At 64.9% G+C, this 16644-nt stretch carries 12 protein-coding genes and 1 pseudogene; 4 read left to right on the forward strand and 9 right to left on the reverse strand.

The annotated features are described in order from the left end of the window. Nucleotides 1–66: 66 nt before the first annotated feature. Nucleotides 67–966, reverse strand: coding sequence for a DMT family transporter (locus M9H71_RS09415; RefSeq protein ID WP_455404773.1), 900 nt, complete (start codon nt 964–966; stop codon nt 67–69). 659 nt (nt 967–1625) lie between these two features. Here M9H71_RS09415 and M9H71_RS09420 point away from each other — a divergent pair. Continuing rightward, complete coding sequence (locus M9H71_RS09420; protein WP_455404774.1) at nt 1626–5399, forward strand: vitamin B12-dependent ribonucleotide reductase; 3774 nt, start codon at nt 1626–1628, stop codon at nt 5397–5399. A 164-nt stretch (nt 5400–5563) separates the two neighbouring features. Next, on the forward strand, nt 5564–6409 hold the full coding sequence (locus M9H71_RS09425; RefSeq protein WP_455404775.1) for a hypothetical protein: 846 nt from the start codon (nt 5564–5566) through the stop codon (nt 6407–6409). Between the two features lie 479 nt (nt 6410–6888). On the opposite strand, the pseudogene M9H71_RS09430 reads toward M9H71_RS09425, so the two are convergent. The 6 genes and pseudogenes from M9H71_RS09430 to M9H71_RS09455 all read right to left on the reverse strand — a co-directional run bounded on the left by M9H71_RS09430 (nt 6889) and on the right by M9H71_RS09455 (nt 12861). After that, nucleotides 6889–7922, reverse strand: a pseudogene (locus M9H71_RS09430) (IS110 family RNA-guided transposase). A 147-nt stretch (nt 7923–8069) separates the two neighbouring features. Continuing rightward, nucleotides 8070–9194: a diguanylate cyclase domain-containing protein gene (locus M9H71_RS09435; RefSeq protein WP_455404776.1), complete on the reverse strand. Its 1125-nt coding sequence runs from the start codon at nt 9192–9194 to the stop codon at nt 8070–8072. Nucleotides 9195–9516: 322 nt separating this feature from the next. Next, the gene (locus tag M9H71_RS09440) at nt 9517–9864 is read right to left on the reverse strand and encodes a 5-carboxymethyl-2-hydroxymuconate Delta-isomerase (RefSeq protein WP_455404777.1); all 348 of its coding nucleotides are present in this window, start codon (nt 9862–9864) and stop codon (nt 9517–9519) included. A gap of 117 nt (nt 9865–9981) precedes the next feature. Beyond that, nucleotides 9982–10776: an ABC transporter ATP-binding protein gene (locus M9H71_RS09445; RefSeq protein WP_455404778.1), complete on the reverse strand. Its 795-nt coding sequence runs from the start codon at nt 10774–10776 to the stop codon at nt 9982–9984. Beyond that, a complete protein-coding gene (locus M9H71_RS09450; RefSeq protein WP_455404779.1) occupies nt 10770–11798 on the reverse strand; it encodes an ABC transporter permease in 1029 nt (342 codons plus the stop codon). Before M9H71_RS09450 ends, M9H71_RS09445 begins: the two co-directional genes overlap by 7 nt. Continuing rightward, a complete protein-coding gene (locus M9H71_RS09455) occupies nt 11776–12861 on the reverse strand; it encodes an ABC transporter substrate-binding protein (protein WP_455404780.1) in 1086 nt (361 codons plus the stop codon). Before M9H71_RS09455 ends, M9H71_RS09450 begins: the two co-directional genes overlap by 23 nt. A gap of 410 nt (nt 12862–13271) precedes the next feature. Here M9H71_RS09455 and M9H71_RS09460 point away from each other — a divergent pair, with 410 nt between their 5' ends. Together M9H71_RS09460 and M9H71_RS09465 are read left to right on the forward strand one after the other, a co-directional pair. Next, entirely contained in the window at nt 13272–13937 is a 666-nt protein-coding gene (locus M9H71_RS09460; RefSeq protein WP_455404781.1) for a DUF1847 domain-containing protein, read from the forward strand. Nucleotides 13938–14331: 394 nt separating this feature from the next. Next, nucleotides 14332–15312, forward strand: a complete 981-nt coding sequence (locus M9H71_RS09465) for an NADPH:quinone oxidoreductase family protein (RefSeq protein ID WP_455404891.1) — start codon at nt 14332–14334, stop codon at nt 15310–15312. 134 nt (nt 15313–15446) lie between these two features. Here M9H71_RS09465 and M9H71_RS09470 read toward each other — a convergent pair whose 3' ends face one another. Continuing rightward, a complete protein-coding gene (locus tag M9H71_RS09470) occupies nt 15447–15884 on the reverse strand; it encodes a hypothetical protein (RefSeq protein ID WP_455404782.1) in 438 nt (145 codons plus the stop codon). Continuing rightward, a complete protein-coding gene (locus M9H71_RS09475; RefSeq protein ID WP_455404783.1) occupies nt 15881–16609 on the reverse strand; it encodes a PepSY domain-containing protein in 729 nt (242 codons plus the stop codon). The genes M9H71_RS09470 and M9H71_RS09475 overlap by 4 nt, the downstream gene beginning before the upstream one ends. Nucleotides 16610–16644: the final 35 nt, after the last annotated feature.

A 16644-nucleotide genomic window follows, 5' to 3' on the forward strand; every position in this document is an offset into this window, starting at 1 on the left:
GATGCGGCGGCGACCTTTTTCTGTATCAGGCCGCGCGTTGCGCGGTCCACCCGCAATTGCCGCGGATCAGGTTCGCGTCGCCAGCGCCACGCCGGCGAGCGTCATCACCAGCGCGGCGATCTGGCCGAAGCCGAGCGGCTCGTGCAGCGCGACCGCCGAGGCGACGACGCCGATCACCGGCGTCGCCATGGTGCCGATCGCCGCCACCGACGCCGGCAGCCGCTGCAACGCAGCGAACCAGCAGACGTAAGCGATGCAGAACTGGATCACGACCAGATACACCAGCCCGGCCCAGCCGAGCGGCGTCAGCACCGAGGGGTGCGGAATCTCGAATGCGAGGCCGATCGCCGCAACCGGAATGCAGCCGAGCCCGATCTGCCACGCCGCGGATGTGGCGCCGGGCAGCGCGATCGGAAACCGCTTCAGGAAGATGGTGCCGAGCGCAAAGCCGAGCGCGCCGGTGAGCGCCAGCAGGATGCCGGGCAGCTTCGCCATGCTGGCGGCAAAGCCCGCCGCGCCCATCAGCGCCGCGATGCCGCCGAACGCCAGCGCCAGCGCCGCCAGCCGCCGCAGCGTCAACCGCTCGCCGAGCAGCGGCCACGCCAGCAGCGCCGTCCACACCGGCATGGTGTAGGCGATCACCGCGGTCTCGCCGGCCGGCAGCCACAGCAGCGCCAGCCCCATCACCGCCATCCACAGCGTGACGTTGAAGAACGCCGACACCACCAGCCGCAGCCGCTGGTTGCGCGGCACCGCCAGGCTGTCGCCGCGCAGCGCCGCGTAGCCGAACAGCGCCAGCGACCCGGCGATTCCGGTCAGCCCGCGCAGCGGCAGCGGCGGCCATTGCGCGATCAGATATTTGGTGACCGGCCAGCTCAGCCCCCACGCCACCGTGGTGACGGTCAGGAACACCAGACCGTCGGACGCGATGCGCCCGCGCGCAGGAATCGGAGAAGGATCGGACATGGACAACCCGGCAGGAGGAGCGCGCAGAATGCCGGTGTTGGGGTCCCTGCGCCACCCGTAATCGGACACCTCTTAGGGGTCTTCCGTGAGTCGGCTTTGGCAAGCCCCTTGAGCGAAAAAATACCTGCCCTGTGAACAGCGGGTGCAGCCCCGATCGGCAGCCTCGCGCCGCCTTTTTGATCTTTGGAATCTCCGAGGACTCACCGATACTTGACCGGGTCAGGGCGAGCTGCGGCCCCTGTTTTCCACCCTAATCCACCACATTTAGTATTTGATTCAGGAACCCGCACTATTGCTTGACGGGTCGGACGGAGTCGGCCTAGCTTCAGGGCCGTCCAGCGAGGGAGTGTTTTGTCCCGCCGGACGTTTCCCAGAAGGGTCCAGACCGGCCACCTCCGACAGCCACAGCGGCAGCGGGGCGAGGCGTCGTCTGCTCCTAAATCGACCGTTGGGGCGCATTCCGACGGGCCGGCAAAACGGCTCGCAAAGCGACATGGGGCGTTAGAAGGGTTGGAGGACCGGTTGCACAATGCAGCCGTACCGCTTGCCCTCAAGACAGACGGAGCCGGGCCACGGCTCGCAGGGCGAACAAGGTTCGCCGACCAGCAACTTCCCGGACCACCCAAGCGGGGTTTCGGGCGACTTGAACGGGGCACGAGATGAAGATCGAACGGCGCTACACCAAGGACGGCCAGTCTCCTTACGCGGACATCGCGTTCAGGCTGACGACCAGCGAGATCCGAAATCCGGATGGATCGGTGGTGTTCCGACTCGAGAACGTCGAGGTGCCGGATTTCTGGTCGCAGGTCGCCTCCGACGTGCTGGCGCAGAAGTATTTCCGTAAAGCGGGCGTCGCTGCGCGCCTGAAGAAGGTCGAGGAAGAGAGCGTGCCGTCGTGGCTGTGGCGCTCCGTGCCCGACACCGACGCCCTCGCCGCTCTGCCCGAGAGCGAGCGCTTCACCTCCGAACATTCCGCCAAGCAGGTGTTCGATCGCCTCGCCGGCTGCTGGACCTATTGGGGCTGGAAGGGCAGCTACTTCTCGAGCGAGGACGATGCCCGCGCGTTCTTCGACGAGCTGCGCTACATGCTGTCGATGCAGATGGTGGCGCCGAACTCGCCGCAGTGGTTCAACACCGGTCTGCACTGGGCCTACGGCGTCGACGGCCCCGGCCAGGGCCACTATTACGTCGACTACAAGACCGGCAAGCTGACCAAGTCGAAGTCGGCCTACGAGCACCCGCAGCCGCACGCCTGCTTCATCCAGGGCATCGAGGACGACCTCGTCAACGACGGCGGCATCATGGACCTGTGGGTCCGCGAGGCGCGGCTGTTCAAATACGGCTCCGGCACCGGCTCCAACTTCTCGCGGCTGCGCGGTGAAGGCGAACGGCTGTCGGGCGGCGGCAAGTCCTCGGGCCTGATGAGCTTCCTGAAGATCGGCGACCGCGCCGCCGGCGCCATCAAGAGCGGCGGCACCACCCGCCGCGCCGCCAAGATGGTGGTGGTCGACGTCGATCACCCGGACATCGAGGCGTACATCGACTGGAAGGTGAAGGAGGAGCAGAAGGTCGCCGCGCTTGTCACCGGCTCCAAGGTCAACCAGAAGCACCTCAAGGCGATCCTGAAGGCCTGCGTCAACTGCCAGGGCTCGGGCGACGACTGCTTCGATCCGGAGAAGAACCCGGCGCTGCGCCGCGAGGTCAAGCTGGCGCGCCGCGCGCTGGTGACCGACGCGATGATCAAGCGCGTCATCCAGTTCGCCAAGCAGGGCTACAAGGAGATCGACTTCCCGATCTACGACACCGACTGGGATAGCGAGGCCTACCTCACCGTCGCCGGCCAGAACTCCAACAACTCGGTGTCGCTGAAGGACGACTTCCTCCGCGCGGTCGAGACCGACGGCGACTGGCACCTCACCGCCCGCACCAACAAGAAGGTGGTGAAGACGCTGAAGGCGCGTGACCTGTGGGAGAAGATCGGCACCGCGGCCTGGGCCAGCGCCGATCCCGGCCTGCACTTCAACACCACGATGAACGATTGGCACACTTGCAAGGCGTCCGGCGACATCCGCGCGTCGAACCCGTGCTCGGAGTACATGTTCCTGGACGACACCGCCTGCAATCTCGCCTCGGCGAACCTGCTGACGTTCTACAACACCGAGACCAACACCTTCGACCTCGAAGCCTACGAGCATCTGTGCCGGCTGTGGACCGTGGTGCTGGAAATCTCGGTGCTGATGGCGCAGTTCCCGTCGAAGCAGATCGCCGAGCTGTCCTACGAATTCCGCACCCTGGGCCTCGGCTTCGCCAATATCGGCGGTCTCTTGATGACCATGGGTCTGTCCTACGACTCTAAGGAAGGTCGCGCGCTGTGCGGCGCCCTCTCCGCCATCATGACCGGCACCGCCTATGCGACCTCGGCCGAGATGGCCGCCAAGCTCGGCGCCTTCCCCGGCTACAAGAAGAACGCCGACCATATGCTGCGGGTGATCCGCAATCACCGCCGCGCCGCGCATGGCGAGAGCCGCGTCTATGAGGCGCTGTCGGTCAACCCGGTGCCGCTCGATCACGCCAACTGCCCGATCCCGAACGCCGTCGCCCACGCCAAGGCGGCCTGGGACAAGGCGCTCGAACTCGGCGAGCAGCACGGATACCGCAATGCGCAAACCACGGTGATCGCGCCGACCGGCACCATCGGTCTCGTCATGGACTGCGACACCACCGGCATCGAGCCCGACTTCGCGCTGGTGAAGTTCAAGAAGCTGGCCGGCGGCGGCTACTTCAAGATCATCAACCGCGCGGTCCCCGCCGCGCTGCGCGTACTCGGCTATCCGGAACACCAGATCCAGGAGATCGAAGCCTACGCGGTCGGCCACGGCTCGCTGTCCAACGCGCCGGCGATCAACGCCTCGACGCTGAAGGCCAAGGGCTTCACCGAGGACGCGCTGAAGAAGGTCGAGGCCGCGCTGCCGACCGCCTTCGACATCAAGTTCGCCTTCAACAAGTGGACCTTCGGCGAGGACTTCCTCAAAGAGACGCTCAAGATCGAAGCCGAGCAGATCGCGCAGCCGAATTTCGACCTGCTCACCGCGCTCGGCTTCACCAAGCGCGAGATCGAGGCCGCCAACATCCACATCTGCGGCGCGATGACGGTCGAGGGTGCGCCGCATCTCAAGCCCGAGCACTACGCGGTGTTCGATTGCGCCAATCCGTGCGGCAAGATCGGCAAGCGCTATCTGTCGGTCGAGAGCCACATCCGGATGATGGCCGCGGCGCAGCCGTTCATCTCCGGCGCGATCTCCAAAACCATCAACATGCCGAACGACGCCACGGTGGAGGACTGCAAGTCCGCCTACATGCTGTCGTGGAAGCTGGCGCTGAAGGCCAACGCGCTGTATCGCGACGGCTCCAAGCTGTCGCAGCCGCTGAACTCGCAGCTGATCGCGGACGACGACGAGGACGAGGACATCGATACCTTCCTCGACAAGCCGATGGCCGCGCGCGCCACGCACATCTCCGAGAAGGTGGTGGAGCGGCTGGTCGAGCGCATCGTGGTGATGCGCGAGCGCGAGAAGATGCCGGATCGCCGCAAGGGCTACACCCAGAAGGCGGTGGTCGGCGGCCACAAGGTCTACTTGCGCACCGGCGAATACGATGACGGCCGCCTCGGCGAGATCTTCATCGACATGCACAAGGAAGGCGCGGCCCTCCGGTCGTTCATCAACAACTTCGCGATCGCGGTCTCGCTCGGCCTGCAATACGGCGTGCCGCTCGAAGAATATGTCGACGCCTTCACCTTCACCCGGTTCGAGCCGGCCGGCCCCGTCCAGGGCAACGACTCGATCAAGTACGCCACCTCGATCCTCGACTACGTGTTCCGCGAGCTGGCGGTGAGCTACATGGGCCGCTTCGACCTCGCCCATGTCGATCCGACCGAGACCGGCTTCGACGCCATCGGCAAGGGCGTCGACGAAGGCAAGGCGCCGGACGGCAGCATGGTCGCGGGCCCCGCATCGGCGACCAAGTATCTGTCCAAGGGCCTGACCCGGTCGCGCACCGACAATCTGGTGGTGATGCGCAGCACCCCCGCCCACCCGGCGGACACCACGCCGCGCAACGCCCCGTCGGGCGCCGCGCCGACCGTCACCGCGCTGGCCTCCTCCCGCGTCGGCGACGCCCTCGAAGGCGCCACCGCGTTGAAGCAGGAAGTGCAGACCGATCTGTCGCCGACCGAAAAGCTGGAAGCGCTGCAGTGGAGCAAAGCCACCACCGCCGCGACCCAGCCCGCCCCGACCAAAGCCGAACGCCGCGCCGAAGCCAAAGCCAAGGGCTACGAAGGCGAGATGTGCTCGGAGTGCGGCAACTTCACGCTGGTGCGGAACGGGACCTGCATGAAGTGCGATACGTGCGGATCGACGACGGGGTGCTCGTAGCGCACATCATTGTCAGGAAATGACAGTCGAGGAGACAGCGATCGCGGGCTCAGTAGCCGTTGAACTCCCCCAGAGAAGGTGAGCAAAGGCTCGCCTTCTCTTTGCTTTACCAAGCGACCTGATTTCAGCCTCCCCTTTTGGCGATTTCCCGAACGAGCACATACATGGCCAAGACCGCCACCCATCCTTCCGGCGCTCAACCCGCATACAAGCTGTGCTTCGTAATTGGACCGATTGGAAAAGAAGGAACCACAGAGCGCAAGCACTCCGACCTATTGCTGCACGCTGTAATCAAGCACTCTCTCCAAACTGAGGAACTCTCCTACAAAGTAAAAAGGGCCGACGAAGACACCGACCCCGGCATGATTGGTGATCGGGTAATTTCAGACATCATCAACGCCGATCTTGTAGTGGCCGACCTGACCGATTTAAATCCCAACGCTTTTTATGAACTCGGCATACGCCATTCAACAGAGAAGCCAACAATTCATATTGCACGCTCGGGTACTAATTTGCCATTCGACAACATCTCCCACCGAACAATCTTTGTCGACTTATCCGATTGGAACAGCATCGAACAGGCTCGATCACGACTAACCGAATCAGTTCGCGCTGTAACCACGAAGGATTATGTGGTTACCAACCCGATCACTCAGGCTAATGCCAGCTTCCGAATGCGCCAAAGTGAAGACCCGCGCGAGCGCTTGATTGCGGAATTACACGAACGTCTCTCCTCTCTCGAAAATGCACTGACGAACTCTACACCTCATAACTCCACCAAGTTTGCATCATCCGAAGTCGAAATAGCGTTCATTTCCGAAGTACGTAGACTCTGGAAGAGAGGGGTCAGATCTCCCAAAATCGAAGCTGCGGCAAGACAAATAGCCAAACGAAATGGGATTGAAATTTCTCGCATCGCAGTAGACGGAAGTGATTTGACGATCTCAAGCCCACAACTCGACTTCAGCGGATTTGATCTTGATTGGGAACCAAAGCAAGAGACCAAGTGACTATGCACTGGCCGCACGACGACTCGATTAGATGTACGTCAGCAAGCGTACCACCCATGAGCGTAGCGACATGCGAGGTTGAGCCTTCAACTGTAGAACCGTGACATCGTGCGTTTGATCGGAAACGGCGTTAGCGAGCGTAGCCCGGATGGAGCGAAGCGAAATCCGGGATTCCTTGCCCCGCTGAGACGCCCTCCCCGGATTGCGCTGTGCTCCATCCGGGCTTCTGTAACGGGCCTCGGTTAGTCAATCCCTTTTTGCTTGGTCCTGTCGCCGGCGACTTGCTTCTGTCCGGGATCGGCGCGGTGGCCGTCACCTTTAGGGGTGCGTAAGAGGAGCCGGCCGGCCAATCTACGGAAGCGTGGTTGTGAACCGACGTCCCGGATGGCGGCCTGACCGGATCCATCGTCCCGGCGAAGGGACTTCGCTCAAGGATGGCTTGGTGCCTTGGCCTTCCCCGAATTCGTAATTTCTCCTCGTCAGGTCGTCGCCAGCTTGACGTTGGGGTTGAACGGCTTGGCGTCGGCCAGCATCCGGTGCAGCACGACCGCCAGCTTGCGCGCCAGCGCCACCTTCGCCTTGCGCAGGCCGGCCCGCTTGGCAATCCGCATCGCCCAGCTCTTCAACTCGGTGCAATTCTTGATCGGCTTGGTCAGCATGATGTGCGCCGCCTGATACAGCGCCTCGCGCACCGAAGCGTCGCCGGTCTTGGTGATACGACCGGTGTAGTCGGTCTGCCCCGATTGATATTTCTTCGGCGTCAGACCGAAGTGGGCGCCCGCTGCCTTCGAAGACTTGAACCGGGCCGGATCGTCGATCGCATTGGCATAGGTGAGCGCCACGATCGGACCGACCGACGGCGTCGTCATCAACAGCCGTGCTTGTGGCTGCGCCTTGGCGAGCTGCAGCACCTGCTTGTCCAATGCTCTGAACTCGCGCATCAGCACGGTGTGCACCGCGAGCATCGCCTTGGCGATCGAAGCCAGTGCCGCGTGGCCCTTAGTCAATTCTTCGATCCGCGCCGCAAAGCTCCGCTCGGTCGTCTTGCCGACCTTCAGGCCGAAGCCGCGCAGAATCCCGCGAAGACTGTTCTCGACGTCGAGCAACTTCGTCTGCAGCAGCTTGCGCGCCGTCAGCACGGCACGGACTTCCTGCGCCGCGATCGATTTACAATGCACCGGCCGGAACCAACCAAGCCGCATCAGTTGCGCGATGGCGCGGGCGTCGTTGCGGTCGGTCTTCACCGACATCGCCTTGAAGGCATCGCGAACGTGCCGCGTCTCAAGCAGTTCGACCGCCAGCCCGCCTCACGCAAGGCCGCGTAGAGCCATTGCGACAACGGCCCAGCCTCCAGACCGATCCGCTCCAGCGGCGTCGCCAGCGAACCGAACCAGGCGATCAGCGCCGCCGGCTCACTCGCCACCTTCGCCTCTCGCGCGATCCGCCCAGTCCCGTCGACGACACAAACCGCAGACTGTTCCAAAGACACGTCGATTCCGGCATAGTGGTACATGGTCGTTCCTCGATGATGCTTGGAGCGGGCTCGCCCTGACTCCGTTGATTGACACCATCAGTTTGAGGGACGACCACCCTTCCGCCAATCCACCAAGCGACATGCTCGGCCTGGCCGGCCCGTTACCCCATCTACCGGCCGACGCAACTACATCCCGCGATCGACGGTACGGTCCCGGCCCGCTGCCTTGGCACGGTAAAGCCGACTGTCCGCCGTCTTGTAGAGCGCCGCCCAGTCGCCGGCCTCGCGGGTCGTCGCCACCCCGAAGCTCGCGGTCACGGGCCGGGTGTCCAGACCGGGAATTTTACCCTGCCGGATCGTCTGCCGGAGCCGTTCGGCGCACGCGGTGGCCTCGGATAACGAGGTGTCCGGCAGGAACACCGCGAACTCCTCGCCGCCCCAGCGGCCGACGAGATCGCCCTTGCGGGCGGTTCTGCGCAGGATCGCGCCGATCTCCTGCAGCACGGCGTCGCCGACGTCATGACCGAAGCTGTCGTTGATCGATTTGAAATGGTCGACGTCGCACAGGATCAGCGCCGCGCCTTCGGGCGCACGGCGCATCGGCGCCGCGATCTCCGCCTCGAAGCCGCGGCGGTTGAGCAGCCCGGTGAGATGGTCGAGGTCGCGTTCGCGGCGCAGATCATCGATCAGATCGGACACCGCCGCAGCCAGGATGGCCATCGCCAGCGCTGCGCCCAGTACGGCAAGCGACAACTGCAGCGTCTGCCAGAACACCGAGTCGGCGACCGCGAGCGGTCCACCCGACGGCGGCGACACGCCGACCGTGAAGACTGTGCGGGGAAAGAAGTGCAGCCCGAACAGCAGCAGCGTCCAGAACAGGATGCGGTCGACCACGCGGCCGTGTCTGAGATGCGCAAGCCTGAGCGCGGCGACGCAGAGCAGCAGTCCGTAGCCGAAATTCTGCACATAGATGCGCGCCAAGAGGCTGCGATCGACGTAGAAGAAGTAATACAGCGCCAGCGAAAACGCGGCGAAGATCGCGACATCGATCCACCAGCCGAACGCCCTGCTAGAGCGGATCAGCACGCCTTCGACCGCCGCGATCACGGCGCAGGTGTAGAGCGCGCCCGACACCATCGCGTTCAGGCCCGTGTCACGCGGCCAATAGAGAATCTGGCTCGATGCCCCGAGCGCGAACAGCGCACACGCAGCGGCCAGAAGGCCGAGATAAGGCCGTCGCCGGTCGTAGCTCCAGGCCGCCAGAAACGCGAGGCCGAATACGCCGATGATGCCTGGCCCGATCAGGGACAACGTTACTCTGACAACCGAACCCGGCATTTCGAACGTCACGACCTCACACACTGAAGCCCGTGTGTTGTGCCTCCATCGGCTGTCTAAATCCACCACACACTCGGTTCAATTTTAGCCAATTGAACCAGCGCCGCCTGCGAGCCCCGACATCGCGCAACCGACATCGGAATCGGCCCGTGAGCCCGATTTCGCTTCACGGCAGCCGGGCGACGAAGTCCTCGCGCGCTTCATCGATTGATCGAAGCAAGCGGAGCCCGATCGCGCCCGCTGACATGCCGCGCCCGGATGGCGCTTCGCTGATCCGGGCTGCGGCGCCCGTGACTCACGTCCCCTTCAGCCGCTTCTTGTAAGCTTCCGGGTCCATGTCGCGGATGTCGACGCTGAGGCTATGAATGTCGGGGCAATGCTCGACCAGAGTCTGGCGCAGCGCGACGCTGAGTGCGACCTTCTGCTCCGGCGTGCGGCCCGCCAGCATGAACACGGCAAGATGCACGAAGCTGTCGCGCTTGCCCGCCACCAGATAGTCGTCGAAGCCGCGGGCCCGTACCTTGATGTCGGCCGCCTGCATCACCCCGGTCGCCGCGGCGGTGACGGCAAGCTGCTCCATCATCCGCCCGATGCGGTCGCGGCCGAGATGATCGGCCGAATAGTCCACCACCAGATGCGGCATCGTCCCTCCGGTTCGTTTTCCACGAATTTGCCGGATGTTCTTCGACGGCCGCGCAAGCCTGGTCAAGCCCGAGTGGCGGATCGCCGCCCGTGCCGAGAGCCGCGCCGCCCGCCTCGATCACCAGGTGGCGTCGAGGCCGAGCAGGCCGAGGATCTGGCGGCGCAGGTCGGCCAGATGCGGGTCGCCGCGATGGCGGGGGTACGGCCGATCGACCTGGATATCGGCCTTGAGCCTGGCCGGGCGTTCGCTGAACACCACCACGCGCTGCGCCAGGAACAGCGCCTCCTCGACGTCGTGGGTCACCAGCAGCGTGGTGAAGCCCTGGCGTTGCCACAGCGACACGATCTCGGTCTGCATGCTGAGCCGGGTCAGCGAGTCCAGTTTGCCGAGCGGCTCGTCGAGCACCAGGATGTCGGGATCGTTGACCAGCGCCCGGGCCAGCGACACCCGCTGCGCCATGCCGCCCGAGAGCTGATGCGGATAGGCATGGGCGAAGCCGCTGAGCCCGACCATTGCCAGCGCCCCATCGACACGGTGACGCTCGGACTTGATGATGCCCTGCGCCTCGAGCCCGAGCGCGACGTTCTTCCACACCGTCCGCCACGGAAACAGCGTCGGATCCTGGAACACGACGACGCGCGACGGATGCGGTCCGGTAATGACGCGGCCGTCTTCGAGCAGCCGGCCGGCGCGCGGCTGCTCCAGCCCCGCCACCAGTCGCAGCAGCGTGGACTTGCCGCAGCCCGAGGGCCCGAGCAGCGCGACGAACTCGCCCGGCCCGGCGCTGAGCGTGACGTGATCGAGCACCGGCAGCGCGGCGCCATCGATGTCGAAATGGTGACTGACGTCGACCACGTCGAGCGCAGCGCCGGCGGCTTGCGGCTGCGGTTTCAATGCGGCGGTGCTCACCATTTCACGACTCCCTTCTGCCAGACCAGCAAACGGTCGCGGACCTTGAACAGCGCGGTGATGGCGCCGGAGCACAGCAGCGACATCACCAGCAGCGCGGCGTACATATTGGCGTAAGCGGCCCAGCCCTGTGCCCATTGCAGATACCAACCGAGCCCGGACTTCACGCCCATCATTTCCGCCACCACCAGCACCGCGAACGACGCGCCGAGCCCCATGAACAGACCGACGAAGACGTGCGGCAGCGCCGCCGGGATCGCGACCTTGAAAACCAGGAACGACGGCTTGGCGCCGAGCGTGCGCGCGACGTCGTAGTAAGCGCTCGACACGCTGGCCACTCCCGACCAGGTCAGCACCGTCACAGGAAAGCCGGTCGCGAGCGCGATCAGGAAGGTCGATGCGCTCCAGCTCGACGGAAACGCGAAGAACGCGATCGGCAGCCATGCGGTCGCCGGCAGCGGGCCGATGAAGCGCAGCACCGGATGCACCCAATAGCCGACCGCGCGCGACCAGCCGATCGACACGCCGGTGACGAATCCGACCGCCGCGCCGATCAGATAGCCGCCGAGCTGCAGCTTCACGGATGCGAACACGCTCTCCACCAGCTTCGGCAGATCATCGGTGTAGACCTCGACGATCGCCTGCGGCGGCGGGAAGAACGGCTGCGGCAACAGCCCAAGCTTCGCGGTCACCACCTCCCAGGCCGCGAGCAGTAGGCCGAGCAGCAGCAGCCAAGGCGCGCGCCGTTGCACCGCTCCGCCGACCGCGCGCGACCACAAGCCGACCGCCGCAGCCAGCGCGATCGCGCCGCCGATCGCGAAGCCGGCAATCGCCACCTCCTGGGTGCGCGACCAGTCGCCGATGTCGTCCCGCCACAGGCACGACAATCCGAACGCCGCCCAGCCGAGGCCGGCAGCGAAGCCGATGGCATGCCCGCGCACCGCGCGGAGCAGCGACGAGGTGCGGGACGCGAGCTGCGTCCCGACATCGAGTTCGAGAGCGTCAGACACGGAATACGTCGGCATAGATCTTGTCCGCAAATTTGCTGGTGTCGGTCGAACGCTTGATCACCGAGACGGCCTTGAGATCCTCGGCGTAGAGCTTCAGCTCGTTCTTGAGCTGCTCCCCGATCGGGTGATGGTGATGGGTGTGATACTTGATCAGCGCCCGCACATCGTCTTCGGTCACGATCTTCGGCGCGTAGGGCAGAAACGACTTCGTCGCCTGCTCGGGATTGTTGGCGGAGAACTCCGCCGCGTCGAGCAACGCCTGGGTCACTGCACGCGCCACCAGCGGCTCGTCGCGGATCAGGCTGCCGCGCACGCCGACGATGCAGCAGCTCACGTTGCGGTAGACGCCGTCGAGATTGGAGCCGATCTCCTTGAATTCGCCGTCCTTGAGGAAGGCGTGCGCGAGCGGATCGGACGCCAGTGCCGCCTGCGCCTCGCCCTTCTCCACCGCAAGCCGCACCAGATTGCCCGGATACTGCTTCCACTCGACGTCCCTGGCCGGATCAATGCCGGCCTTGGCGAGCTGAATCGAGAAGAAGTTCTTGCCCGGCCCAGCCTGATCGTCGATCGCCACCACCTTGCCCTTGAGATCGGTGACCTTGCTGATCTCCGACCCGGTCGGCGCGATCGCCCGCAGGCAGCCGCCGTGAGTGCCGGCAACGATCTTGACGTCGAACCCCTGCTCCAGCGGCTTCAGCCAACGCAGCGCCATGCCGACACCAACGTCGCTCTTGCCGGTGGCGATCGCCTCCAGCAATTGATCGGTCGAGCCGGAGAAGTTCACCAGTTCGACGTCGAGATTCTGCTTCTTGAAGAACTCGTAGTCGATGGCGACCGGCACCTGCACCGAGCACACCGAATTGGCGTTCCACGACAGTTTCAGCTTGCGCGGCGCGCCGGTGAGTGGCGTCGCTTCGCCAGAGGTCCGGCAGATCGGGAAGTCGGAGAGATCATAACCGGCAGGCGCCGCCGGAAACGCCTGAATGCCGAACGCCCCGACCGGCGCTGCGACGACGCCCGCCGCCGCGCCGAGGAGCACGGACCGCCGGCTGATCGGCCGGCCTGTGTGGTTGCCCATCTTTATCCCCTTCAGTTCAAGAGTCGTGCCGCGCGATGCGCGGTGACAATCAGCGAGGCCATCAGTCCGTTGCGGCCGATCCCGCCGACGAGATTCAGTCCCGCCATGATCGAGCCCGGCTGATACCAGGTCAATGAAACGCGATTTCAAATGTCGCGCCGAACGGAGAACGTCTCGCGCGTCGCATGCGCGTGCCGCAGGAGAGCGACCGATCATGGAGAACGGCATTCTCGCGCGCACCGCTCCGGCAGAACGATGATGCTGATAGCAGCGAGTATAGCCATCCGCTCGCGGATGCTGTCCGCGTGCCCCATTCGCAACAAATGCAACTTCTCATCCGAGCGTCGCATTGCAGGAGCCGCTATGGTCGCTTAGTTCGAACCGACTATCGTTCATCAGGATCGCTCATCATGGCCAAGCCGAAGCCCGACGAAATCACCTGCTCCGAATGCGGGCAATTCAACTGCTATCGTCTCGACAAGCGTTATCCGGGCATCTGCGCGACGACCGATTTGGCGCCGGAGGAACGCCAGGAGCTGGTCGGGCTGTATGCCGGCGACACCATCGATGCGACGCTGGCCCGTGCCGCGGCGAAGATCGAGGGGCAGTATTACTGCAAGCTCAACCGCGTCGAAGAGACAGTCGCGTTCGCCCGCCGGATCGGCGCGACCCGGATCGGCATCGCCACCTGCATCGGGCTGATCGAAGAGACCAAGCTGCTCGTCGACGTGCTCCGGCTCGCCGGTTTCGAGACCCGAACCGCATTGTGCAAAGTCGGCTCGATCGACAAGACCGAGATCGGCGTGCCGGAAGAGCTGAAGATCAAAGCCGGCCACGAAGCGTGCTGCAATCCGGTGCTACAGGCCCGGCTGCTCAATCGCGAACACACCCAGCTCAACATCATCATGGGCCTGTGCGTCGGCCACGACTCGCTGTTCATCCGCCATGCCGAGGCGCCGGTGACGACGCTGGTGGTGAAGGATCGGGTGCTCGCCCACAATCCAGTGGCGGCCTTCCACACTATCAAGACCTACTCCAGCCGGATGCGCGACGCGCGGCGCCTGCAAGAGCTGTAGACCGCTGCCTCGGACTCCCCTCGAACGATCCGGCTGCTTCGCCGCAGACGCGCTCATCCCGCCGCGCGGCAAATCAAATCATGCGGCGCGACGTGTTGTGGACGCGCCGGCCATCGCCTGTTACGTCCGCTGCGAGGTGACGGCGCACAGCGCCGCTCCCGGTTCGATACAAATCCCCGGCGCAAGCATCAGCCAAAGAAGGGATCGACCATCTCGGCACTCCAAACGCAACGGCGCGCGCGGTGTCTGGCGCCGGCCATCACATCGCAGCAATGCCCCGGGCGCTCCGAAGGGAGCTTGAGGGCAGATGGCTCGTCACCCCTCTGCGCCCCAAAGGCCGCCCCCGTTCCATCGCTCAGAAGGAGCACCACCCTTGCCAGATCGTGAATCCATGATGAAAGCCGTCGTCGTCGAGCAGTACGCCTCGATCGACGAGATCGAACTGAAGCTGATCGCCCGGCCGGCGGTGACGCCGGGCTCGGTGCGCGTTCGGGTTCAGGCGGTCGGCATCGGCTTTGTCGACGGCCTCAAGGTGCAAGGGCGCTACCAGACCAAGGATCCGCTTCCGTTCGTGCCCGGCACCGAATTCGCGGGCGTGATCGATGTGGTTGGAGACGATGTCGCGAACTACGCAGCCGGCATGGCGGTGATGGGCATGACGCGCTCCGGTGCGCTCGCCGAGTACATCGTGGTTCCCGCCGAGGCCGTCAGCCGCCTGCCGGGCGGCATCTCGCCCGAGGAAGGCGCCTCGTTCCGGGCCAATTACCTGACCTCGTACTACGCGCTGGTCGAACGCGCGGCGCTGAAGCAAGGCGAGATCCTGCTGGTGCTCGGCGCCGCCGGCGGCGTTGGGACGGCTGCGATCCAGATCGGCAAGCTGCTCGGCGCGCGTGTCATCGCCGCAGCGTCGACCGCGCAGAAGCGGGACTTCGCGCTCGGCCTCGGGGCCGACGCCGCGATCGACTACACGCAACCGGACTGGCGTGACACGTTCAAGACCATGACCCAGGATCACGGCGCCGACGTCGTATTCGATCCGGTCGGCGGACCGATCTCTGTCGATGCGTTTCGCTCGATCGCCTGGAACGGCCGGCACATCGTCGTCGGGTTCGCGGCGGGCAGCATCCCAGCGCTGCCGTTCAACCTACCGCTGCTCAAAGGCGGCAGCCTGCTCGGCGTCGATCTTGCGCAGGTGCCGCGGCGCGAGCCGACCGCGTTTCAACGTTGCATGGCGGATCTGTATCGGCTGCTCGGCAACCGGGAGCTGAAGCCCGCGATCGAGTCCGTGTTCGCGCTTGAGGATTTTCGCACCGCATTCAAGACGCTCGCCGGCCGCGAGGCACTCGGCAAAGTGGTGGTGAAGATCGCTCCGTGACGCACGATAAAGGGCTTCGTCGCTGCGACGGCGACGGACACGAACCAGCGACGTGCCACATCGTCAGATCATCGTCCGACGCGTCCGCCCGCCCCCCAGGGCTTTCCGGCGCGTCTGGCGGCGATCTTGCGCGGTTACGACGCGCCTGACATCAGCTCGGCGCGGCAGGCTTCGGCGAACGGCCGCAGCAGATCGAACCTGTCACGGTCCATCCGTTGGAGATCGTGCAAGTCCAGCGGCGGACGGTCGTAGATCTCGACGATGAGCTCGATCAGACGTTCGGCTTCGGCAACGGTCTTCGGCGTCGCGAACAGCCGCAGTTTGCCGATCAACGCGTAGATCTCGATGAACTTGGTCGGATCGTCGAGCGAATAAACCAGCGCATCGACATAGAGCTTCGACGCCTGATCGATGAACTCGCCGAACAGCCTTTCGCGCCGGGTGCTTTCCTGCGCGAAGCGTGCGCTGCGCGTCTGGTAGTTCTGGGACAGCCAGGTCGTGCTCAGCGTCGCCAGTCCGCCGATCGCAGAGCCGGCGAGCGCCGCCAGTGCGGATGCCGAGGCGCCAGTCACGACGGTTGCTTCCCCGACGGCACGGCCGTCCGCGCCGGCGCGGTTCCAGGACGGGCGGTCGGAGGCCGGCGCAAGCGCGCACCGGGCGGCTCCAGCACGACTTCCTTGAGCGCGTCACCAGCCAGCACCACCACCGCGAATTTCAGCCGACCCTGCTCCACCACGAGCTCGCCGAGCACGGCACGCCCGCGCGTCGACCGTTCAGCGATCGCCACCGCATCCGACAGGCCGGGGCCGATCGATTGCAATAATGCGAGCTCGCGCAGCTCGTCGGCGGCGGCCTGCACCGGCGACGAGTCCGACGGCACGCCGACCACCGCTCCGGAATTGCCCGACACGACACTGACCCAAACCTGTCCGTCGCGCGCCGTGCGGACGCGGTAGACCAACGCATTGCTGACGATGTCAGCTTCTATCCGCACGCTCTTGGTCCCCGGGCGCAGCTTCTCGGCAATCGCGATCGCCTGTCCAAGCGAGACCGGCGCGGTACGCACCATTTCAAGTTTGTCGGAGACGGGCTGATCGGCGTCCAGCCCTTCATCAGTCTGGCCGGCGCCGCTCGCCACCGCATCGCGCGCGGCTAACGAGGGGTACGGCGCCAGCACGATGAAACAGGCGACGATTGCTAAGACAAAGGCGCGCATGAGATCGGCTCTGGGCTGCGCCCGTGAGCGTGAAAACTGCCGCCACAAATAGAGAACGCGGCCGATCACGTGGGGCGGCATGCGATCGGCCGCGTCGGTTCGCAGACAACGTGGGA

The sequence above is a fragment of the Rhodopseudomonas parapalustris genome, from assembly GCF_053772255.1.

Bases quoted from the DNA above. Each gene is read 5' to 3' on its own strand.
- M9H71_RS09415 (WP_455404773.1), bottom strand. From the start codon at position 966: ATGTCCGATCCTTCTCCGATTCCTGCGCGCGGGCGCATCGCGTCCGAC.
- M9H71_RS09420 (WP_455404774.1), top strand. From the start codon at position 1,626: ATGAAGATCGAACGGCGCTACACCAAGGACGGCCAGTCTCCTTACGCG.
- M9H71_RS09445 (WP_455404778.1), bottom strand. From the start codon at position 10,776: ATGGTGAGCACCGCCGCATTGAAACCGCAGCCGCAAGCCGCCGGCGCT.
- M9H71_RS09475 (WP_455404783.1), bottom strand. From the start codon at position 16,609: ATGCCGCCCCACGTGATCGGCCGCGTTCTCTATTTGTGGCGGCAGTTT.
- M9H71_RS09460 (WP_455404781.1), top strand. From the start codon at position 13,272: ATGGCCAAGCCGAAGCCCGACGAAATCACCTGCTCCGAATGCGGGCAA.
- M9H71_RS09425 (WP_455404775.1), top strand. From the start codon at position 5,564: ATGGCCAAGACCGCCACCCATCCTTCCGGCGCTCAACCCGCATACAAG.
- M9H71_RS09465 (WP_455404891.1), top strand. From the start codon at position 14,332: ATGAAAGCCGTCGTCGTCGAGCAGTACGCCTCGATCGACGAGATCGAA.
- M9H71_RS09440 (WP_455404777.1), bottom strand. From the start codon at position 9,864: ATGCCGCATCTGGTGGTGGACTATTCGGCCGATCATCTCGGCCGCGAC.
- M9H71_RS09455 (WP_455404780.1), bottom strand. From the start codon at position 12,861: ATGGGCAACCACACAGGCCGGCCGATCAGCCGGCGGTCCGTGCTCCTC.
- M9H71_RS09450 (WP_455404779.1), bottom strand. From the start codon at position 11,798: ATGCCGACGTATTCCGTGTCTGACGCTCTCGAACTCGATGTCGGGACG.